This window comes from Solibacillus sp. CAU 1738 (genome assembly GCF_039888725.1).
Classification (GTDB): domain Bacteria; phylum Bacillota; class Bacilli; order Bacillales_A; family Planococcaceae; genus Metasolibacillus.
Window position 1 is genome coordinate 854210 of sequence record NZ_JBDQQN010000001.1, and the last position, 22019, is coordinate 876228.

Below are 22019 nucleotides of genomic sequence, written 5' to 3' on the forward strand. Positions count from 1 at the left end.
CTGTTTTTTTAAAATTACTGGTAAATTAATTAATGAAGATCAATTAAAAAAAAGAAAATTGAGATTGTGAATAATTGTACTTAAACCAACAAGTGCGTTACTTTAAGAACATTAAGCTAATTAGACGGCTCTAAAGAGGATCATAAAGGTGTTTTTTGAAAAAAGAGGATACAATCGTAAAACTTAGGAGATGTGTTAATTTGGCTTATATCCACGAGTTTGGAATAGTTGAATGTATTGAAAAAAATAAAGAGTATGTTAGTTATGAACCTGAAAAATATGATTGCATAGGTGTAGATGGTGACCTTTTTGATGAACTTATGACTAAGGATTTTGGTGAAAAAATGCATCAACTAGAGACATTCGCACATAACACTAATAGATCATATAAAAATCTCGCCTATTTTGGCATAACATTGATACCACCTAGTTCTCATAGACAATTTTTAAATATTGTTTATGAAGCAAACGATGAGTACAAATCAAAAGAACTTGAAGAATTGATGAAAAAAATAGCTGAAGCAATAAAAGAAAGTAAATGGATGATTCATTTTGGTGTTTAATTTTGTAATAAATATGCTAAAGAGGTGATTGTTCAATTAGAGCAATCGCCTCTTGTGTTATAGAAGCGGTTTAGTTGAAAAGTGTTATTTAACTGGTGTTCAACTAGGACCAGGTTGTTGAGAAATCCTTTATAAAAAGAGTCGGTTATTTATGTTAAAATATTGCGAGTGAAATTAGATTCTTATATCAAATATCTAGCAAAATAATTAAGAAACGAAGAAAGGACAGTCCTATTATGGAAACCGTATCAAATGAAGATAAATTGGAATCAATAAAATCTTTACAATCCACAAAAAGTAAACTCGAAAAAGCATTGTCCCAGATGACTCAGAAAGGGGTAAGTACTACCTTAGTAAAGAAACGACTCAAAGCTGTTTGCACCGGCTTAGCAATGCTAGAAAACGTTTGGAATCAAAGTCCTCATTATTACACCCAAGAAGATTTAGCAGAAGCTCGCAAAGTTCTTATTGGTTTATTTCCTTCAATTGAGAATGTTTATGTTAAGTCAAAGCCTGGTAGTTCCCAAAGAACGCTTTTAGAAAGAAGAATTAAAGCTTTGAAACTAGCAATTCAAGCGATTGACGATAACTTATAACTACATAGGTAGGGGGCAATAGCAGAAGATAAGCTGTCATTTAGACAGCTTCAGATTGTCGACAAAAGGTCTTCAGAACGGTCTCGTTCTAAAGACCTTTTGTATTTTTGTAAGTATTTTGGGTATTCTAAAGTCTTATTTTAATCAAAAGAACCCTACGAGTATTCTGATTTATACCATTTCTGGAGCTTGCCATGTCCAATTGGCAAGCTTAGAATAGTGCGGTACTTCCGAATGAAATCCAAATCCTAAAAACCAACGATAAGCCAAGGTCGTTTCAATTTCTTTTATAGTTTGACGCATTGAACGAATACCAAATGTATATTAAATAAATGTCATTTTGAATAGCACAACGGGATCAATACTTGGTCGCCCAACTGTAGCGTACAAGTTTTCTACTAATGGATAAATAAAATTGAAATCATCGCTGCATCTAGTTTACGTACAAGATGGTCTTCTGGAACAAGCTGGTCAATTGTCAGCATCTCAAGTTGTTCACGCTCATTGATTTGGTTTTTCGTAATCATGTTTATCATCACCTCAAGTATTTTCAGCAAGTTAAGAGTCGAATATTTTATCTTTAGCCAATACAAGTTGATTGGAGTGGAAGGCGCGACACTCCTGCAAATATTATTTGCGACGAGTAATCGCAGGAGCAGGAACAGCAATGTTTTCTGCGGCGAAAGCAGAGCGACAGTCGCACGCGCGGAAAATCCATTTTTGCGGCGGTTCGCCGCAAAAATTAGTTGAAGACGTGCCTGCGGAAAGGGAGCGCCTGGAACGGAAATAAGCTGTCATTTAGACAGCTTATTTTGCTATGGATTAAACTTGGCAGGTTAGTATAAGAACTTAATAGATAAAACGGAAGTAAAGAAATGAAATAGACCAAGTTTCGTTTTTTGTTAATATTTATAATTATTAGAAAGTTATTGTATATCTAGTTGAAATATTTTACAATTATTAGAAATACGAAAGAATAATTGATATACAAGATTTTAGATGGGGTGAAAATAATGATTTATACTGAAGCAGAAAAAACAATTGAAACGGATCGATTACTTCTACGTCTCTTTAAACAATCTGATGCAGAAGATGTTAGCAGAATGTGTAATAATTACAATATTTACAAAAGTACTTTAAATTTACCGTATCCTTATCCTTTAGAATGTGCGCTCTCATGGATTGCAAATCATGAGCAAAATTTTGAAATGGATCGAATGTATGAATTCGCTATTACAGATAAAAATAGTGGGCAGTTATACGGAGCTATTGGTATATCCAATCATAAACAACATAAAAATGGTGAGATTGCTTACTGGATAGGAGAAGAATATTGGGGTAAAGGATATGGAACAGAAGCAGCCAAAGCAATAATAGAGTTTGTTTTTAAAGAGAAGAATTATCATCGTGTTTATGCACGTTATTTTACATCAAATCCTGCATCGGGAAAGATCATGGAGAAGTGTGGAATGACATACGAGGGTACTCTAAAAGACCATGTTTATAAAAACGATTCTTTTGAAGATATTGTTTTTTACGGTATTATTAATCCGATGAAATAGTTCTAGATTTTTATAATAAATTACGACTTACCTAAACAAAAGAATTCGCGACACTTCTGCAGGAAAAAGCCAAACGAGACACTACTACCCATTATTTTGGGGAGAAGAGACTTGGCGGTTCTCTCACTGAAAAGGGGGTGAATTCTTTTGCATATCATGATTTTTGTAACTACGTTGAAAAATAGCTAGTTCCCATTATCAATCGATTTATTTTACGATTAGAGCAGGGCAGTTTACTCGCTTCAGTACTTTATGAGATACACTACCGAGCATCATTTCCTGCAAGCTATTTAAGCCTCTGCTGCCGATCACTACAAGGTCAACCGCATTGTTATTTGTATAATTAATAATTTCAGGACCAGCTATTCCTCGCAAAATTTCTATCTTATACGGGATCTGTTGTTCACGCAATAAGTTTTCTATATTGCTGAGTTTTTTTCGTCGCTCCATATATAAACTTTCAGCTGAAGTAGCATGTAATACATCAGTTTTTGATTTTTCAAAATCCGCAACATAAATAATTGTTATGCGACCATTGCTTAATTTCGCGATTTTAGCAGCTTCAGTTGCTGCACGAAATGCGTTATCTGAGCCATCCGCAGCTACTACTATATGTTGATACATTAGTAATACCTCCTTATTTTTTATCCATTATTTGTCTCATAATAGCGGTACTCGATTGATCCATTCCAATAAAATGCACTTCACAAGGTAGCGTATGCTTCACCTTCAATAGGGCTCCCACTGCTGAGTCATCCCAAATGCGACTATTGGAAAAATCAATTGTAATAGACTCTTGTTCAATAGATAAATTCTTGAAATAGGAGATAAAACCTTCTGTTGAGGCGAAAAATAATTGACCTTCAACATAATGAATATTATTTTTTTCGTGAATAGTAATACTTGAAATTTTACTAATAAAAAATAAGGCACTTACTAATACACCAGAGATAACACCTATTGCTAAGTTATGTGTATAAATAACAACCGCAATAGTTAGTAACATGACAAAAACATCTTGTTTTGGTGCTGTTACTACGTATTTAAATGAACTCCAATCGAATTGGGTAATACAAACAACTATCATTACACCAGCTAAAACAGGCATCGGAATTTGAACAACATAATCACCTAATACAAGGATTAAAAACATTAAAAAACTACCTGCAACAAATGTGGAGAGCCTACCTCTTGCTCCAGATTTAACGTTAATGACCGATTGTCCAATCATCGCACAACCAGCCATACCACCGAAAAAGCCGTTTATTATATTGGCAATACCTTGTCCACGAGCTTCCTTATTTTTATCACTACTTGAATCGGTCATATCATCTAAAATGGCCGCTGTCAGTAATGACTCCATTAATCCGACAATAGCTAATGCAATAGAATAGGGGAGAATGATTTGCAATGTCTCCAAATTCAACGGCACATCGGGAATGAAAAAGGAAGGTAAGCTTTGTGTAATGGTACCCATATCGCCAACAGTTTTTAAGTCTGCACCAAAAAAGACTGCTACAACCGATAAAATTACGACTGCAATAAGCGGAGCCGGAATTCCTTTAATAATAAATGGAATGACATAAATAAGGGCGACGGTAATGAGTAAAAACAGCCAAGTCATCATACTACCACCGATAAAATGTGGAGTTTGTGCGATAAAAACTAAAATGGCTAAAGAATTGACAAACCCTATCATGACCGCATTTGGGATGAATTTCATTAAACGTGCAATTTTGAAAACACCAAATAAAATTTGAATAACTCCAGTTAAAATGGTCGCTGCAAGTAAGTATTGCAAACCATGATCTTTTACTAATGACACGATAACTAATGCCATAGCACCGGTTGCGGCAGAAATCATTGCGGGTCTACCTCCCACAAAACTAATCGTCACTGCAATGACAAACGAGGCGTATAATCCTACCATTGGATCGACACCTGCTAAAATGGAAAAAGCAATTGCTTCAGGAATAAGTGCTAGTGCGACAACAAGTCCAGCTAAAACATCAGCACGCACATTCCCAAACCATTGCTTACGTAATGAATACATGAAAAATCTCCTTATACAAAAAATAAATTTACTTCAATTTTTCCTTCATTAGAAAAGGTAGTGTGCTGTATTTTCATTCAGCATACTACCTTATTTAATGACTACAGCATGGGATCCAAGACTTTCATAGCTATCGAAAAACGTATTTATATCTATAGTTTCATAGCCTGTTAATGGATTCATTATGGTTACATTATTACCTTCAACACCTGTTAACACAACAGCGTGGAGATTACTATAAATCGGATGTCGTTCACCTGTCGTTTCTACTAGCCAAAAGCTATTTGTGCGAGGGTTTTGCCAGTCAATTGTTACCCAAGTTAACACAGGATAGCCTTCATTAACTAAATTAATAAGTTCATTTCTTGTGGCACCTGTTTTATTTTGCGCGGCTAACTTGCTATTATTCTCAAATAATATTTGGTTGGCAGCAATAGCGATCGGTTCAGCAAAAACATAAAAACCGTCTGTTGCACTAGCGGGGTTGCCAGCATAAGCGATTTCTGGGTCTGGACCGTAACGCTTGCCATCACGTATTTCGGTTTTCTCACGTGGTAAATAATCTCGCTTCATTGTCATTTTATCTACTACTATACCGAAATAATTTAACATAGCTGTCAAAGATGTAATTTCACAGCCATTAGGAAGCTCCGGATTTTGTAAAACAATTGGTACAGCTAAACCGCCCTCAGCATGCGGATAAAATGTTTCGACAAATACATGTGGCTTACTTTTATCAAATACAAAAGCTTGCCGAGATTGCTCAGTTCTTATTCCATTTTCAACACGGTATATAACTGCTTCGTAAGCCTCGTTTTCTATCAGCATATCAAAAATTGCAGCGCCATCACTAGATGCAAAGGCGCTACCTATTTCTTCTTTTGTCTCAAAATTTTCAATGGCAATTTCAATATTTTGAATCGCTGTACGACTATAATATTCCACTGCATATACTGTCAAATCATCAGAAAAATTGGCGATTTCATGATTACTAACAGCCCGCAATGCAAGCTGATTATTTTGACAGCCAACAAGTAAAGCTATGCATAAAGGCAACGTCAGCATATAAGAGTGTTTCAGTTGTTTCATACATAGCCTTCCTTTCTTATTGCTTTACGAAATATTCGTTATGCCAAACTAAAAACATGTAAATCGACCAAATTTTTCGTTGGCTATTTGTTGTTCCTGATACATGTGAATCTAGGAGTGCTAAAATTTTGTCACGATCGAAAAATTCAGCTGCTGCGTCACTGCTAAACATAGCGCGTACATGTGACACATATTTTTCATCGCGTAACCAATGGCGAATCGGTACAGGGAAGCCGATTTTTTTACGGTTTGCCCATGCTTCAGGTAATGCTTCACCGGCCGCTTTACGGAATGCGTATTTTGTATTTTCGTCATTCACACGGTAGCGCGTAGGAACCGTAGCCGCCACATCCATAACTTCACGGTCAAGTAACGGTACACGCAATTCAATTGAATGCGCCATCGACATTTTATCTGCCTTCAGTAAAATATCATCTACTAACCATAAATTTAAATCGAGTAACTGCTTTTTCGTTACATCGTCATGCCCTTGGAATTTTTTATAGTACGGATTCACAATGTCCGCAACAGAAGGGGCATTGTTATAGTCAGCTTGTAAAATAGCTGCTGATTCGTCCTCTTCAAAAATACGTGCTTGGCCGATAAATGACTGCTCAACTGGCATTTTTGCACGCTTTACTAAGCCACCAATTTTACTATTTGGCATAATGGCAGCTGCAATTGATGCTAATGCACGAGCAGGGGCAGGCATGCTTTTAAATTTCTTCATATTCGGTGTATCTGTATATTCATCATAGCCACCGAACAATTCATCAGCACCTTCACCAGAAAGTACAACCGTTACGTGCTGACGTGCTAAACGTGCTAAAAAGTATAACGGCACAATGGATGGATTTGAGTGTGGCTCATCCATCATGTATTGAATTTTCCCAAGGTCTCCAAAACATTCGTCAGGATTCAAAATTTCATTAACATTTTCAATGCCAAGCTCTTTTGAAAGTTCCACAGCATTGTCAATTTCAGAGAAGTTTTCTGCGCTAAAACCGACAGTAAATGTTTTGTCTGGGCGTAATACACTTGCCACATAGCTTGAGTCCACACCACTCGAAAGGAATGAACCAACTTTAACATCTGCAATTGTATGCGCAGCAACAGACTCACGTACAACATCATCAATATCTTCAATAATTTTTTCAAGAGGGCGTTCTTCCGCATTGTATGTCGGTTCCCAATAACGCTCAACATTTAACTTGCCATTTTCATACGTCATAAAATGCGCAGCAGGAAGCTTATAAACGCCTTTGAAAAACGTTTCATTTAACACAGGATATTGGAATGTTAAATACGGCTTTAATGCTTGCTTATTTAATTCCTTTGTAAAATTCGGATGCGGCAAGAAGCTTTTTATTTCTGAACCAAAAAACAATGTGCCGTTCATTTGTGCATAATAAAATGGTTTAATACCAAAGTGGTCACGCGCAGCAAAAAGCTTTTCATTTTTACGATCCCAAATAACGAACGCGAACATTCCGCGTAGTTTTTTTACTAAATCTGTCCCATATTCTTCATAACCATGAATCAGTACTTCACTATCCGTATTCGTTTTGAAAATATGGCCTTTCGTTAATAAGTCGTCGCGAATTGTTTGGAAATTATAAATTTCCCCGTTAAATGTTAATACAAGTGATTCATCTTCATTATATAAAGGCTGTGAACCATGCGCTAAGTCAATAATACTTAGTCGTCGGAATCCAAGGTTTGCTGGCCCTTCATTAAATTTACCTCCGCTATCTGGTCCGCGGTGTAAAATTTGATTCATCATATTTTCAAGTACGGTTGAGGCGTTATTTACCTCACCGATAAATCCAGTAAATCCACACATAGTTTCTATTCTCCTTAATTCATGCATTTTCATCGTGAGGATGTCATTCATTCATATTAATCTTTTCGAGCTTAAGTAATGTGGCGCATTTGCCTTTTCGTATTAAATAAACTCTTACTGTTGTATTATGCATAAAAATTTCAACTTTTTAAAGCTTTTAGTAGCAATTTGAGTAGATAATCAAAAAAAAAGTTGTAACTTTGCTTTTGCTATTACAAAAGGGCAGCTCTACTCAAGGTGAAAGTTCTTTTTCAGACCCTAATACTTCCACTGGATGGCTCGAATTATATAATGCTATATATAGTCTGTTGTTTGAAATTTAACATTATCTCCTTATTGAGATAAGATGAATGTCCTAATTGTGACGATAAGTTATGAGTAAGACGATTCAATTTTAATATTCAATAGCTCTTCCATATTTAAGTAAATAATCTAAATCTTTATAATAGAAATGAAAGATAGAATAAGGGAGCTTGATGAGGATGAGTGAGGTTAAAGACCAATTACAACAAACTGTAGAACAAGATACATCCAAATCCTTACAGCAATTAATAGAGCGTTTAAAACCACTACATGTTATGCTATCACAAAATACTTATGTAAAACATACGACATCACGTTTAAAGAGAATTATTGATGATGCGCAAGCAAAAATCACGGTGCTTTTATTAGGAAAAGAGCGTGTAGGGAAAACAACGATTATTAATGCGCTATTAGGACGTGAATTACTATCTGCTAGCAAGACAAACCCAACAAGTGCCAACACATTCATTAAGTACGGAGAAGAGGAATGTGTAAAAGCTGTGTTTTTAGATGGCATGGTTGCTACTTTTGATATCGGTAAAATTGAACTTTTAACGACGTCCGATGCCTTTTGTGCTCAAATTATTCGAGAGCATATGGATTATATCGAAATATATATTAAACATGATTTACTAAAAACAGTAACAATTATTGATTCTGTAGCACTCGAAATTGGCGGCAAAAATACAGCTTATTTTTCTGAAATACTATTAGAACGAGTAGATGAAATTTTATGGGTATTAAATAATGGCTCGCCAGCAACTGATCCGGAAATAAATTTATTAACAAAGCTAAATCAACGCGGTATGAAACCCCATTTTATCATCAATGCAATTGATCGTTCCCCAAGTAGCGTAGGCGAATTTTCGAAGCAAGAGATGGCTAAATATGGAGATAAATGTGCTTCGATGCTTGGTATTTCAGCATTGCAGGCTATTGAAGCGAAGAAAACGAATAGTGTGCAACAATTAATTGATTCACAGTTTACACAATTTACACAACTCATTCAACAACTATCAAATAACAATGAAAAGAAGACGCATCACACGATAGAGCGTTTTTTAGATTGGCTACATCGTTTGCGTAATGAAATTGAAGGTCTTCCGATGCGCGAGCCGTATTTATCGGCTATTAAAAGTATTGAGCAGTATACAGAGGATAATAACTATGAATATTCATTGCAACAACGTGATATGGCCATCGTCACTGCATATGAGGAAGAATATGTACATGTTAGTGGCGTTTTAAAATCCGTGCAAACGCTCTATCAATTATTACAAATTTTAACGACGGAAATATATTTGCGCGATGATGTAGTGGAAATTTTCGAAGAGCGAGCCGTACGCTATCAGCAAGCCGTTCTTGACTACCGGAAACTCCATTCTGAATATAGTCAAGAATACAATCGACTAGAGAAACATTATTCGAAAACATATGGAGCAAGCTTAAAGCAAGGATTTACAACAGGTAGTAACCATTCTAAAAATTTCAAGGAGAGGGCTGAACAGTTAAATATCCTTCAAGCGAAATGTAGCGACCTCTTTTTGTTAATAAAAGACTATGAAAAAGAAGTATTGGAGCATTTATACAAAACACAAAATCATATTACAGGCCTTGCTGAAAAGCGCCTTCAAAGCATTGTACAACAAGTAAATGATTTAAATATCCAAAGAAAACGCGAACGCTCCAATATCAAATCATATGCCGATAAATTAAGTGAATTTACATGTATTGTGGAAGCACAAAACTTTATACGGGATGCTTTAAAACCGTTTTTATTAAGTGATGCAATTCCTTTAACAGACAAGGAACGCAATCAAGTTATCAACACTATCGACTGTATATGTGCGGTAGGCTTATCATACGGTGTATCAAAAGCACGGATGACACCACAAACGGATCAACAGCTATACATTCAAAGTGATTTTCAATCGAATTATCATCTACAAGCACTGCGCTTAACTGAAGCTGATGTCATATCTGTTTTACCGAACATTCCAGAAGAGATTATGATGTAACGTTAATAACTATGTAAAACTAGCTTGAATATTTCAGGCTAGTTTTTTCGTAGTGTATTACAAGATTTATAATTTTGTGCTGAACCGATTTGAAAATCCCTTTAAGGTAATCTTTGACATTTACCCATATTATTACTAATGTAGAATTCATACTTATTTAAAATGCTGAAGTGTGGAGGATGTATAAAGATGCAATGTTCAAAAGTGGAATTTGAAAAATCAAGTAAATGGATAAAACGTAATGCGAGACCACTAGAAGCTGCGCGGTGGGCATACCATTTTGAAGGTGGCTCAAAGGAGTTCGTTGTGCAAAATTTATCTGCCTTTCAAAATGAAGATGGGGGATTTGGCAATGGCATCGAGCCGGATTTTTGGTTGCCTTTATCTTCTCCAATGGCAACTTGGGCAGCGGGACAAATTTTATTGGAGATAAATGTTGATGCAAATGAGCCAATTGTTCAGTCTATAGTTAAGTTTTTAATGACTACTTTTAATCCGGTAACTGGGATGTGGGCTTCTGTTTTGCCGGAGTATAATGATTACCCGCATGCACCTTGGTGGAACTGGCAAGAGGATGTTCAAAATAATTGGATGTTTAATCCGAGTGCAGCACTTGCTGGCTACCTTGTTCATTGGTCTTCGGAAAATAGCGCAGGAGCACAAATCGGTTGGGCATCTATCGAAAAGGCTATCGCGTATCTCATGAGCAAAGATGAAATGGATAAGCATGAAATTCAAAATTTCCAGCAACTGATTCGAATTGTGGAACCTTTTGAAGATAAATTTAATGCTACAAATCAATTTACGTATGAAGAGGTTTGTCATAAAGTCCATCAGCTTGCCGAACAATGTATGGAGAAAGACGAAACCCAGTGGAGTACAGGTTATAAACCGTTACCATTAGATTTTATTGATAGTCCAAACTATCCACTTTATAAAAATTTAGTTTCTCTAGTTGACCGAAACTTGCAATATTATATAAAACAAATGAAGGATGAAGGCTATTGGGATATTACTTGGGGATGGGGCAGTTATCCTGAGGAATCCCCAATCGCAAGAAGACAATGGCAGGGGATCTTAACGATAAACCACTATAAACTATTAAAAAATTTTGGCTTGCTGGAAATAGATTAAATTAGAAACCTAAAAAAGCAGGGGAGATTTATTAAATATCCTCTGCTTTTGGTCCTATAATATGTGATAAAGTAACCACATAAGAATGAAGATCAACATTATCATGCAAAAAGGGTGCAGTGAAATTATTCACCGCACCCAATTTTTGTAGTAGAACTTTTTTTATTAGTAGATCTAGAAACTTAGTGTCTAATCGGCACAGTATTCACCTCATTACCGAGCAGGTTCTACTGTCTCTTTCATCATTTGTGTTTTTAATTCCGGATGCGCTGTTTCTAATACCGATTTGCGCAGTGTAATTAATGTAATAGCGATTAAACACGCACTACTTACTAGGAAGAGCGCTGAAGCTGGTACATAATCAAATAATACCCCGTACATGATTGTTCCTAGTGGCATCATACATGTACCCATCATTTCCATAATGCTGAATACTCTGCCTCGATAATGCTCGTCAACTTCTGTTTGAAGCATGATCCCAATAGGCGTATTTGTTAACACACCAAGTGTTCCGAAGCCAAACATCAATACTAAATAATAAGCGAAATCCCCGTAATAAGGGAGGGCTATTAATAATGGAATGGCAGCTGCCCCGATTAATATAGACATTCCTAAAATACCACGTTTAGAAAATTGCAATGGGAATTTTATTTTCGAACGGCTCGCAATATAAATAGAAGTAATGAGCATCCCAATAGCTCCAGCACCTTCAATAAAGCCAATATGTTCTGGAAGTAATTTGATTTTCTCTAATAACACAAAACCACCACCGACACTTAAACATGTGAAAAATAAATTTAACCATAAAGCCGTCCATAAAATACTTTTTAGAACGGGTTTTCCCTGTAAATAATTTATTCCTTCTTTAATACTACTCATCATCGTTTCTTTCTGTTCTGTCACGGCTTTTTTAACATGGAATAACTTAAAGTTCATCGTTGATTCAAGTGCAGCTGTTATGATGAGTGCGCAAATATTAATAATTAAGAAAATCTCCATCGACACGAAGCCGAATAACATACCCCCGACAACCGGACCACCAATACCCGCTATAGACATAGATAATTGGTTAAAGGACATCGCTTTTTGTATGCGGTCCTGATCAACTAAATTCCCGACTGAAGCTGAAAACGCAATACCTGAAAATGTTGCAAATAAATTATAAAACACCGTAGTGATGTAAATAGCCAAAATTGTCAAATCGTTTAGCGTTGTATACAGTAGCAAACTACTAATCGTTAATGCCATCCCTATTTGCCCACCGAGTACAAGCAGCTTACGAGGCAATCGGTCAACAAGCACACCTGCTATTGGTGCTAAAATAGTGCGTGGTAAAATACTTAAAATTAAATTGGTCGCGAAGCTAAATGACGAACCTGTCATCGATAATATATACATACTCATGCCAAATGCATAAACGTTGGCACCAATAGATGAAACCATTTTGCTAAATAAAAAAGTATATAAATGATACGTCGCTTTCTTTAATTTTACTTCATGATCCATAATCCCACTCCTTAATGTTTAATTTCGTTAAACTTATAATATGCCATTTGGAAAATTTGCGCAAGTGAAAAGTTAAATTAAATTAAACTTTTTTATTTGCCATTTATCTTATTACCTATCATAATGTTTAATAAGATTAAAATAATTCACGTAAAGGCATTCATTTGATAAGATGAGGAGTGAGGTGCTAGCAATGAATGAATTAGGAGTTACAATAAAAAAATATCGAAAAGAAAAAAAGATGACTTTAGCAGAACTTGCTGGTAATCGTTTAACGAAGGGCATGCTGAGCTTAATTGAAAATGGTAAAGCACAGCCTTCAATGGATAGTCTACATTATATTGCAGAACGCTTGCAGGTCGATGTGGCACAGCTGATGAATGACGGTCAAAATGAGCAATTGCGAGAGCTTTTAGTGGAAATGGAACAACAAATTGATGGCATGCGTTATTATTATAGTGAATCCGAGCAGGATAAAATTATGCAAAAAATGGTTGTAGAAATTGAACCATACATCGATCAATTACAAGGCAATACGTTTGAAGAGGTACGTTTGTTAGATATTTACACGAGGGTAAGTATGCATTTACAGAAATCCTTTAATGTACAACAATGGTATGACATTATTGCGCAGTATGAAAAACTACATGTTTATAGCTGGGTGCTTAGAACATATACCTATTTAGCTTTAAAAATGTTTGGTCAAAAAGATTATTTAGGTGCACTTGCTTATTTAAAGGATGCAGAAAAAAAAATGCAAGACTATATCTTCCTAATCGATGACATGATGAAACTGGATTTATATTATAATTTAACAATCATGCATGCAGCGGTCTTTCAAAAGGAAGAGGCTAAAAAATATATCGATTTAGCACTCGACATTTCAAAGACGAAAAAATTGTATTATCGACTTGATGATTTTTATCGATTCCTTTTTATATGGGCTGTGGAAGAGGAAGATCAAGAAAAATGTGCCTACTATTTACGTAAATTGAAATTGCATGCTGAATACTCTGAAGAAGAAATGGCGCAATCTTTTGCGGCTTATGTGGAAATCCATTACGCGACGATGATTGAAAAAGATTATGAGAAAGCCGAAACTTTATATCAGGAGCTAATTCAGTTAAAGTCCTTACATCCAGATTTGAAAAAGTCACCAATGTTGGATAGTGAGAGAGCTTATGCGTTTTGGTGTAGGGGAATGTATGAAGAATGTATAGAAGTAGTGAAGGATTTGGTCTTGCCAGAATATCAAAATCACCCAATCGATTTATCGATTCTTTATAAAGGCTTTGCAATTCGTGCTTTATGCTATAAAGAATTAGGAGATATTGAGGCTGCGAAACGTGATATTTTATATGCAGTAGATGGTGTGAAAGAATTTAAGCAAACGATTTATACTGATTTTATCCAACAAGCGTATGATTCTATTATGAAATAAGCTACCTGCTCGCAAAAAAGCGAGCGGTAGCTTTTTGTCATTTCACAGAGCCACTAACAAACGCAGCATCTTGATAGTACATATTTTTCACGAGCACGTTTGGTCCTAAACATTTCACAGCAGGGCAATGGCAGTTTAATGATTTTGCCAAATCGCTTTCTAGCCACTTGTCAAAAATAGCCGGCATGGAATCAGTTTTCATATTGCCAAGTGCTGGTGCATCGCCGAAATCTGTGACAATCACTTCACCTGTGAAAATATTAATGTTTAAACGTGAACGCCCGTCTGGATCATTGCGTAACGTTACATTTTTCGCCTCGCGCAGTCGTTTTAAAAGAGCCTGATCTTCGTCATTCATGCTACAAGGGTAAAACGGCAATGTTCCAAATAGCATCCAAGTATTTTCATCGCGTACATCAAGTAAATGATGGATCGCCTGACGTGTTTCTTCCAGTGATAGCGATGTTAAGCTGCTCGCAAAATCTGAAGGGTACATTGGATGCACCTCGTGACGAGCACATTTCATTTCATGGATAATTTGATGATGAATATGCTCTAAATAGGGAAGTGTCTTTTTGTTTAGCATCGTCTCAGCAGATACCATAACCCCGTTTTCCGCAAGCATGCGTGAATTATCAATCATGCGTTGGAAAAGGGCAGCACGCTGGTCAAATGTTGGTTTACGTTCCATCATCGCAAAGCCTGTTTCCACAAACTCCTCAATCGTACCCCAGTTATGTGAAATATGTAGTACGTCTAAATACGGCGCGATGTCTAAATAGCGCGCACCGTCAATCGTTAAGTTCGAGTTCATTTGTGTACGAACACCGCGTTCATGCGCGTATTTTAAAATTGGTAGCACATAGTTTTGCACCGATTTTTTGCTCATCATCGGCTCGCCACCAGTAATACTTAGTGTTTTTAAGTGAGGAATTTCATCTAGTCGTTGTAAAATCAAGTCTATTGGTAATGCCTCAGGGTCTTTATTTTGCAATGTGTAGCCAACTGCACAATGAGCACAACGCATATTACATAAAGTCGTTGTTGTAAACTCAATATTTGATAAAGTTAAGCCCCCGTGTTGTTCAACATCTAAATAAGCCTCCCACGGGTCATAGCTTGGTGTAATTTGTCTTGTCATAATCCGTAACTTCCTTTCTAACGTGTACCATTCTCTCACATTCTAGTCAATTCGCAAACTAGTTCGCTACAAAAAAGGCAAATCTATTTATGAAAAGAAAAAACGGCGCTGTCCTAAGTGACTAATATACGCATCTTAGGACAGCTGATTTTTGTGATTTTTTATGCTATGAAAAAGGATCCGTTTGATTTAGTGTACAATGCCAATCATGCTATGCGTACCTCGGGTGATAAAGTTGATAAATTAAGCAGATTAGATAAATAACTTACAACTTTAGATAAATAACACAAGAACTTAGATAAATTATTCATGCGGCTCACGTCAATACTGGAGCAAAAACAATAATGATCAATAGTCCACTTCATCTAAATAATGAGTAATCGAACTATTGATATCAAAAAAATAGCTTTCTCCTATACGATTTTCAATAAGCGAATTATGAAGATCCACTTTAGATTGGAAAATGGCTTGAATATTTAATGGGAATTTATCGTTTTGGATAATACATTTATCAACATGTACTGATGATTTATTTTGTACATATAAATCGGATTCGCTACCTTCAGTAAGGTGTGTATGTTTCATTTCTACATTCGATTCTAAATCAATCCAAACTTGTGGGTATAAATGCTTTGATATAAAAGAATCTTGAATAAGTGCTTCGCTATGATTTTCAATAATAAATCCATTTCGGTTACCATTTAATAATTCACTGTCTTTAAAAATAAGTGAACTATCATTTATAACAACTTGTGGCATCCGATGTTCAAAAATTTGACTTCCCTTAATGTGCACCTCAGAATTACGTAACGCCTTAATACCATTTGAGGCACCGCTATAAACTTGAGAATCTACTAGATGCAATTTTGTATGATCAGCTACTTCTATTTGCACACCCTCACCATCATAAATAGCGCTTTCCGTTACATATAATGAACAATAGTCTAAAACATATAGACCTTTGCCTCGGACAAGTTCACTTTGATTAAGTGTAATGTCCGATTTTGTTTTTGCAGCAATATGAGGCATTGCATTATCGGAAAATTTTGTCCTATCAATAGTCACCTTTGCCTGCTGGACAGCAAGAATTCCGTTGCCATCATTGTTTGAAATGTCACAACTCATCGCAACGAAGTCACTATCAATAACTGAAATGGCAGAATTAGCATGATTAATAACTTTGCTATTAATTAGCGTACAGTTCGCATTTTTGTCTATAAAAATGCCGACATGTTGACCTTCATTAAATGTACATTCTTTTAATGAAGCAATAGATTGTTCAGTAACAAAGAGCTGTGCTAATGTTTGATCTGCAAATGTAGTATTGAAAAAATTAGCGATGGATTGTTCACGTAATTGAACACCTACACCTTTGCAATGATGTATGTTCGTGTCTTCGATATTTAGGCGCGAACTAAGCGTTGCTTGGATATTGGCAATTTTATGATAAGCAATAAAACAGTGATTAAGAGTAGCCTCAGTGTAATCCCGAAGCATAATACCTGATTCCTTTCCGTACTGTACATCGCAATGATTTGCATGAAGCGTACTTTCTTGGATCCATATTTGTGGTAAATCATGGTGTCTTATTATCGTACCTTCAAGCGTGATATTACTTTGATTGATCGCGTAAATGCCATTTCCTTGCCCGTGTTCAATAATGCTATTAGAGTCTTCAAATATCCCGTTTTCTTGGACAATGATTTGTGTGCCTGTATGGTGTTGAAATTTAACATTTTTCGTTTCCGCTGTAGATTTTGATTTTATCCATAATGCATGCGTCGACTTTGAAAGGTCGCTATTTGCTAGTTGAAGCTTGGAATGCTCAAGTAAAAAATGTGATTTTCCGTTCGCTTCAAACATACAATTTTGAATTGATGCAACGCTATTATTCATAAGTGCAATGCCGACTTCCTTTGCTAACTTAACCATACAATTGTCCATAGTTAACTGTCCGTTATTGGCGGATAATATAATATTTGCCTCGCTACCGATAAAAAGACAATTATGAAAAATGGCATTCCCCTCAATATATATTGGGCTAGTCGGTTGTAACGTCAATTCTATAAATTGGACTGTCGTATTTTTGGGAATAATGATAAGTCCTTTAATAATTGTCGATTCTTTTTCTTTCCCTTTTATTGTTACATATTTATCTATGTGCAAAGACTCCTTATATTTCCCGGCAGCAAGAGCTATTTCATCGCCGCGATTAGCTTTTTCAATCGCGCGGTTAATTGTTTTTATTGTAGAAAATATAGAGGTAGACACTTTAATGATGGCCATTCAATCCCTCTTTTCTAAACTGTTGTACTTCTTATTTTCACTCAAAAATTGAAAATTAACCCTATGTAAGGAAATTTATTTCATTTGGCGTCGCTTCATGATAAAAAGTAGCTGTATTTTCAAAATATATGCATTAGCCTTTAAAAAAATCGTCTAATTTATAAGTTGTTTTAAATGAAATTGCGCATTATGTAGGAAAAACGACATTTCTCGATTACAATTACTTTATACATAATAGATTGCAGGGGGATTAGTATGTCAGCAGTATATACACCATTAATGACAATGGATTTAAGCGAACGAAAAATTTATATGGAAGAGCAAGGGGATCTGGTACTTTCGGAATTATTAAAAGATATTGGTGACCCTACAAATGAGTTACACGATAAAATTGTATTTCGCCTTTTTGTTGAATTATTAGCACACCAGATGTGGACAGAGCAACAGTTAAAAAAGTTAGCTACTAGCTTACCTACAAGTGAATATTTATTTGCGAGTATTGGTGCTACTGGAGATGATACCGTATTTAGACGATCATTCTCGGCATTATGGCTAGCACACATACTTCAATACGACAGACAGTTTGGATTGTTAACAGAGCAAGAGGCGGTTCAAGTAATGGAAGCGGCATCCTCTTATATAGCTAAGGAACGTGATGTGCGCGGATTTATTGATGGGAAAGGGTGGGCACATAGTATGGCGCACGGAGCCGATCTAGCTGTTGCGATTGTGACGCATCACCATTTCCAACAAAAATTTGCACCAGTCATATTGCAAAGTGTGAAAGCCGCGTTTTGGAAAGGAACTGTATATATTGATGATGAGGAAGAGCGTTTTGCACAAATTATTGAGCAACTACTTGCGATTAATTTCCCTGAAGAAGTATTAATTGAATGGGTTGAGCAAGTGTTCGATAAGCTTGACGCGCATTTAAATGAAATTGGCTATACACCTGCTTTTTTCCATGCCCGCACGAATACAATGCGCTTTATGAGAACATTATATTTTACAGCGAAATTTTCCAATAAAGCGAAACAGCTACAAGGCGTGACATCTATATTTATTAGTAAATGGGCAAAATTATAATACATTAGGATATTAGATTGCTTTTTAGTTTTGCAATTCTTAAAAATTAAAAAGTAATTTTTCACCACTCAAATAAAGTGTTAATGATATATTAGTATAGTAAATACATAGGTTTTTTTTGTTAATTAAATGCAGTAAGAACAGTCTCATGTGTATAAAAGGTTGTTTCTTTTGAAGGGTCATAAAAAAAACTTATCGCAAAAGATAATATTAATGTAATTTACTTATGTTAAAAAATAAGCTATTATTGTTGGTGGAGAAAAGAAGCTTTTACAACATCTTTTCAATTATGAAAATATAGGGGGAACACAAAATGGCAAAAGAGAACTTACACAACAGCCGCGCTTCATTCGAAGTAAACGGAAAGTCATATAATTACTACCGTTTAGCAGCAATCGAAGAAGCTGGAATTGCAAATGTTTCACGCCTTCCTTACTCAATCAAAGTATTATTAGAATCTGTATTACGTCAATATGATGGCTACGTAATTAAAGAAGATCACGTAAATGAATTAGCTAAATGGGGTAAAGATGCTAACACTGAAGCAGAAGTACCATTCAAACCATCACGCGTAGTTTTACAAGACTTCACTGGTGTACCAGTAGTAGTTGACCTTGCATCTTTACGTTCTGCAATGAAAGAAATGGGCGGAGATCCAAATAAAATCAACCCTGCTATTCCAGTTGACCTTGTAATTGACCACTCAGTACAAGTTGACAAATACGGTAATGCAGCTGCATTACAAGCAAATATGGACTTAGAATTTGAACGTAACGCTGAGCGTTATAACTTCTTAAAATGGGCTCAAACTTCTTATGATAACTTCCGCGCTGTACCACCAGCAACTGGTATCGTACACCAAGTTAACTTAGAGTATTTAGCACCTATCGTACACGTAAAAGAAAATGCTGACGGCACTTTCGAAACATTCCCAGACTCAGTAGTAGGTACTGACTCACATACAACAATGATCAACGGTATCGGCGTTCTTGGTTGGGGTGTAGGTGGTATTGAAGCTGAAGCAGGTATGCTTGGTCAACCTTCATACTTCCCAATTCCAGAAGTAATCGGTGTTAAACTTGTTGGCGAACTTCCAAACGGAACAACTGCAACTGACTTAGCACTTAAAGTTACACAAGTATTACGTCAACGTGGTGTAGTAAACAAATTCGTTGAGTTCTTCGGACCTGGCGTACCAGCTTTACCACTTGCTGACCGTGCTACAATTTCAAACATGGCTCCTGAATACGGTGCTACTTGTGGTTTCTTCGCAGTTGATGAAGAATCACTTAACTACATGCGTCTAACTGGCCGTGACGAAGAGCACATTGCTGTAGTAGAAAACTACTTAAAAGCTAATGACATGTTCTTTGATCCAACATTAGAGCCTGTTTACACAGACGTTTTAGAAATTAACCTTGCAGACATCGAAGCAAACCTTTCTGGTCCTAAACGTCCACAAGATTTAATTCCTTTAACTCAAATGCGTAACGTTTACCGTGAATCAGTAGTAGCTCCTCAAGGAACTCAAGGTTTCGGTTTAACTGAAGCTGAATTTACAAAAACTTCAACTGCTAAATTTGCAGATGGCGATGTAGAAATCCCTGCAGGTGCTGTAGCAATCGCTGCAATCACTTCATGTACAAATACATCTAACCCATACGTACTTTTAGCTGCTGGTTTAGTAGCGAAAAAAGCAGTAGAAAAAGGTATCAAACCTGCGAAATGGGTTAAAACTTCTTTAGCACCAGGTTCAAAAGTAGTAACTGGTTACTTAGAAGATTCTGGCTTACAACAATACTTTGATGCAATCGGCTTCAACACAGTTGGTTACGGTTGTACAACATGTATCGGTAACTCAGGTCCATTACTTCCAGAAATCGAAGAAGCGATCAAATCAAATGATTTATTCGTAACTTCTGTACTTTCTGGTAACCGTAACTTCGAAGGCCGTGTTCACCCACTAGTAAAAGCTAACTTCTTAGCTTCACCACCACTAGTAGTAGCATACGCTTTAGCTGGTACTGTAGATATCGACTTACAAAATGACTCTTTAGGTAAAGACAAAGATGGCAACGATGTATTCTTCGCTGACATCTGGCCATCAACTGAAGAAGTAAATGCTGTATTAAACAAAGTTGTTACTCGTGAATTATTCCAAAAAGAATACGAAACAGTATTCACTGCTAACGAAGCTTGGAATGCAATCGAAACATCAACTGAGTCTCTATACACATTTGATGATAAATCAACTTACATCCAAAACCCACCATTCTTCCAAGGTTTAGCGAAAGAACCAGAAGCTATTAAAGGCTTAAATGGCTTACGCGTAATCGCGAAGTTCGGTGACTCAATTACAACTGACCATATTTCTCCAGCAGGTGCGATCGGTAAAGATACACCAGCAGGTAAATATTTAATCGAAAACGGCGTTGCAATTCGCGACTTCAACTCTTATGGTTCTCGTCGTGGTAACCATGAAGTGATGATGCGTGGTACATTTGCAAACATCCGTATCCGTAACCAAGTTGCTCCAGGTACAGAAGGTGGATTCACTACTTACTGGCCAACAGGCGAAGTAGAGTATATCTATGACGCATGTATGAAATATCAAGAGCAAGGTACTGGCTTAGTTGTATTAGCTGGTAACGACTACGGTATGGGTTCTTCTCGTGACTGGGCTGCAAAAGGTACATTCCTACTTGGCGTGAAAACTGTAATTGCACAATCTTACGAGCGTATCCACCGTTCTAACCTAGTAATGATGGGTGTACTTCCTTTACAATACTTAAACGGTGATTCAGCTGAATCTCTAGGTTTAACAGGTAAAGAAGAAATCTCTGTAAACATTACTGATGACGTAAAACCACGCGACATCTTAACAGTAACTGCTAAATCTGAAGACGGCACAGTTAAAACTTTCGAAGCTTTAGCTCGTTTCGACTCAGAAGTAGAAGTAGACTACTACCGTCACGGTGGTATTTTACAAATGGTATTACGCGCGAAAGCAGCTGAATAATATTTGTAAGCAAAAGGTAAGAAGCGAACATAATGTTCGCTTCTTTCAGACTGTAGGCAAACTCAAAGAAAATTGAGTTTGCCTACAGTCTTTTTTCTTTTATCCGAAACTATTTAGTTGGAGCCGTGCCCCCAGGAAAGCGCCCGCCCCGGAATGGAAATCAACGCCCCTATTCAAAAAGGGTGCAATAAATTTAATCCCAAAAATTACTACACCCAAACACTATACTGAGAACCTTTTTTGAATAAATTGAGTATATGAACCCTGTTAACAAAAAAATATAATCAGAATTTACGAATTTGCAACAAAAAAATAATAATTATCATAGAAATCTACTGATCTTTCGTGTAAAATTTAGTTGTAAGACTCATAATATTTA

Annotated in this window: 15 protein-coding genes and 1 pseudogene; 8 read left to right on the forward strand and 8 right to left on the reverse strand. The window is 36.2% G+C overall.

The window, feature by feature from the left end:
• Positions 1-200: 200 nt before the first annotated feature.
• Both AAFN87_RS04325 and AAFN87_RS04330 read left to right on the forward strand, forming a co-directional pair.
• Positions 201-563: a hypothetical protein gene (locus tag AAFN87_RS04325; protein WP_347789799.1), complete on the forward strand. Its 363-nt coding sequence runs from the start codon at positions 201-203 to the stop codon at positions 561-563.
• A 236-nt stretch (positions 564-799) separates the two neighbouring features.
• Positions 800-1159 (forward strand): hypothetical protein, encoded by a 360-nt coding sequence (locus AAFN87_RS04330; RefSeq protein ID WP_347789800.1) that lies wholly within the window; start codon positions 800-802, stop codon positions 1157-1159.
• A gap of 213 nt (positions 1160-1372) precedes the next feature.
• On the opposite strand, the pseudogene AAFN87_RS04335 reads toward AAFN87_RS04330, so the two are convergent.
• Positions 1373-1686: pseudogene (locus tag AAFN87_RS04335) on the reverse strand (transposase); the annotation flags it as partial.
• Positions 1687-2172: 486 nt separating this feature from the next.
• On the opposite strand from AAFN87_RS04335, the gene AAFN87_RS04340 reads away from it, so the two are divergent.
• Positions 2173-2721, forward strand: a complete 549-nt coding sequence (locus AAFN87_RS04340) for a GNAT family N-acetyltransferase (RefSeq protein WP_347789801.1) — start codon at positions 2173-2175, stop codon at positions 2719-2721.
• A gap of 207 nt (positions 2722-2928) precedes the next feature.
• On the opposite strand, the gene AAFN87_RS04345 is transcribed toward AAFN87_RS04340, so the two are convergent.
• The 4 genes from AAFN87_RS04345 to asnB form a co-directional block, all read right to left on the reverse strand.
• Positions 2929-3345, reverse strand: a complete 417-nt coding sequence (locus tag AAFN87_RS04345; protein ID WP_347789802.1) for a universal stress protein — start codon at positions 3343-3345, stop codon at positions 2929-2931.
• A gap of 13 nt (positions 3346-3358) precedes the next feature.
• Positions 3359-4774, reverse strand: coding sequence for a SulP family inorganic anion transporter (locus tag AAFN87_RS04350; RefSeq protein WP_347789803.1), 1416 nt, complete (start codon positions 4772-4774; stop codon positions 3359-3361).
• 90 nt (positions 4775-4864) lie between these two features.
• Complete coding sequence (locus AAFN87_RS04355) at positions 4865-5863, reverse strand: C39 family peptidase (protein ID WP_347789804.1); 999 nt, start codon at positions 5861-5863, stop codon at positions 4865-4867.
• Positions 5864-5879: 16 nt separating this feature from the next.
• A complete protein-coding gene (gene asnB / locus AAFN87_RS04360) occupies positions 5880-7706 on the reverse strand; it encodes an asparagine synthase (glutamine-hydrolyzing) (protein ID WP_347789805.1) in 1827 nt (608 codons plus the stop codon).
• 482 nt (positions 7707-8188) lie between these two features.
• Between asnB and AAFN87_RS04365 the strand changes: the two genes are divergently transcribed.
• Together AAFN87_RS04365 and AAFN87_RS04370 are read left to right on the forward strand one after the other, a co-directional pair.
• Positions 8189-10027, forward strand: coding sequence for a dynamin family protein (locus AAFN87_RS04365; RefSeq protein WP_347789806.1), 1839 nt, complete (start codon positions 8189-8191; stop codon positions 10025-10027).
• A gap of 189 nt (positions 10028-10216) precedes the next feature.
• On the forward strand, positions 10217-11161 hold the full coding sequence (locus tag AAFN87_RS04370) for a hypothetical protein (RefSeq protein WP_347789807.1): 945 nt from the start codon (positions 10217-10219) through the stop codon (positions 11159-11161).
• Positions 11162-11374: 213 nt separating this feature from the next.
• Here AAFN87_RS04370 and AAFN87_RS04375 read toward each other — a convergent pair whose 3' ends face one another.
• Positions 11375-12667 (reverse strand): MFS transporter, encoded by a 1293-nt coding sequence (locus AAFN87_RS04375; RefSeq protein ID WP_347789808.1) that lies wholly within the window; start codon positions 12665-12667, stop codon positions 11375-11377.
• A 193-nt stretch (positions 12668-12860) separates the two neighbouring features.
• Here AAFN87_RS04375 and AAFN87_RS04380 point away from each other — a divergent pair, with 193 nt between their 5' ends.
• Positions 12861-14108 carry a helix-turn-helix domain-containing protein gene (locus AAFN87_RS04380; RefSeq protein WP_347789809.1) on the forward strand — a complete coding sequence of 416 codons (1248 nt, stop codon included), beginning with the start codon at positions 12861-12863 and terminating at the stop codon, positions 14106-14108.
• Between the two features lie 37 nt (positions 14109-14145).
• Here the strand turns inward: AAFN87_RS04380 and yfkAB are convergent, their stop codons facing one another.
• On the reverse strand, positions 14146-15249 hold the full coding sequence (gene yfkAB, locus AAFN87_RS04385) for a radical SAM/CxCxxxxC motif protein YfkAB (protein ID WP_347789810.1): 1104 nt from the start codon (positions 15247-15249) through the stop codon (positions 14146-14148).
• Positions 15250-15597: 348 nt separating this feature from the next.
• A complete protein-coding gene (locus tag AAFN87_RS04390; protein WP_347789811.1) occupies positions 15598-17535 on the reverse strand; it encodes a right-handed parallel beta-helix repeat-containing protein in 1938 nt (645 codons plus the stop codon).
• A gap of 255 nt (positions 17536-17790) precedes the next feature.
• Between AAFN87_RS04390 and AAFN87_RS04395 the strand changes: the two genes are divergently transcribed.
• Positions 17791-18621 (forward strand): DUF2785 domain-containing protein, encoded by an 831-nt coding sequence (locus AAFN87_RS04395; protein WP_347789812.1) that lies wholly within the window; start codon positions 17791-17793, stop codon positions 18619-18621.
• Positions 18622-18934: 313 nt separating this feature from the next.
• The gene (gene acnA / locus AAFN87_RS04400; protein WP_347789813.1) at positions 18935-21640 is read left to right on the forward strand and encodes an aconitate hydratase AcnA; all 2706 of its coding nucleotides are present in this window, start codon (positions 18935-18937) and stop codon (positions 21638-21640) included.
• Positions 21641-22019: the final 379 nt, after the last annotated feature.

What these genes read in the sequence shown, in the direction of transcription:
- AAFN87_RS04330 (WP_347789800.1), top strand. Translation starts at nt 800, where the DNA reads ATGGAAACCGTATCAAATGAAGATAAATTGGAATCAATAAAATCTTTA.
- AAFN87_RS04340 (WP_347789801.1), top strand. Translation starts at nt 2,173, where the DNA reads ATGATTTATACTGAAGCAGAAAAAACAATTGAAACGGATCGATTACTT.
- AAFN87_RS04345 (WP_347789802.1), bottom strand. Translation starts at nt 3,345, where the DNA reads ATGTATCAACATATAGTAGTAGCTGCGGATGGCTCAGATAACGCATTT.
- AAFN87_RS04350 (WP_347789803.1), bottom strand. Translation starts at nt 4,774, where the DNA reads ATGTATTCATTACGTAAGCAATGGTTTGGGAATGTGCGTGCTGATGTT.
- AAFN87_RS04355 (WP_347789804.1), bottom strand. Translation starts at nt 5,863, where the DNA reads ATGAAACAACTGAAACACTCTTATATGCTGACGTTGCCTTTATGCATA.
- asnB (WP_347789805.1), bottom strand. Translation starts at nt 7,706, where the DNA reads ATGTGTGGATTTACTGGATTTATCGGTGAGGTAAATAACGCCTCAACC.
- AAFN87_RS04365 (WP_347789806.1), top strand. Translation starts at nt 8,189, where the DNA reads ATGAGTGAGGTTAAAGACCAATTACAACAAACTGTAGAACAAGATACA.
- AAFN87_RS04370 (WP_347789807.1), top strand. Translation starts at nt 10,217, where the DNA reads ATGCAATGTTCAAAAGTGGAATTTGAAAAATCAAGTAAATGGATAAAA.
- AAFN87_RS04375 (WP_347789808.1), bottom strand. Translation starts at nt 12,667, where the DNA reads ATGGATCATGAAGTAAAATTAAAGAAAGCGACGTATCATTTATATACT.
- AAFN87_RS04380 (WP_347789809.1), top strand. Translation starts at nt 12,861, where the DNA reads ATGAATGAATTAGGAGTTACAATAAAAAAATATCGAAAAGAAAAAAAG.
- yfkAB (WP_347789810.1), bottom strand. Translation starts at nt 15,249, where the DNA reads ATGACAAGACAAATTACACCAAGCTATGACCCGTGGGAGGCTTATTTA.
- AAFN87_RS04390 (WP_347789811.1), bottom strand. Translation starts at nt 17,535, where the DNA reads ATGGCCATCATTAAAGTGTCTACCTCTATATTTTCTACAATAAAAACA.
- AAFN87_RS04395 (WP_347789812.1), top strand. Translation starts at nt 17,791, where the DNA reads ATGTCAGCAGTATATACACCATTAATGACAATGGATTTAAGCGAACGA.
- acnA (WP_347789813.1), top strand. Translation starts at nt 18,935, where the DNA reads ATGGCAAAAGAGAACTTACACAACAGCCGCGCTTCATTCGAAGTAAAC.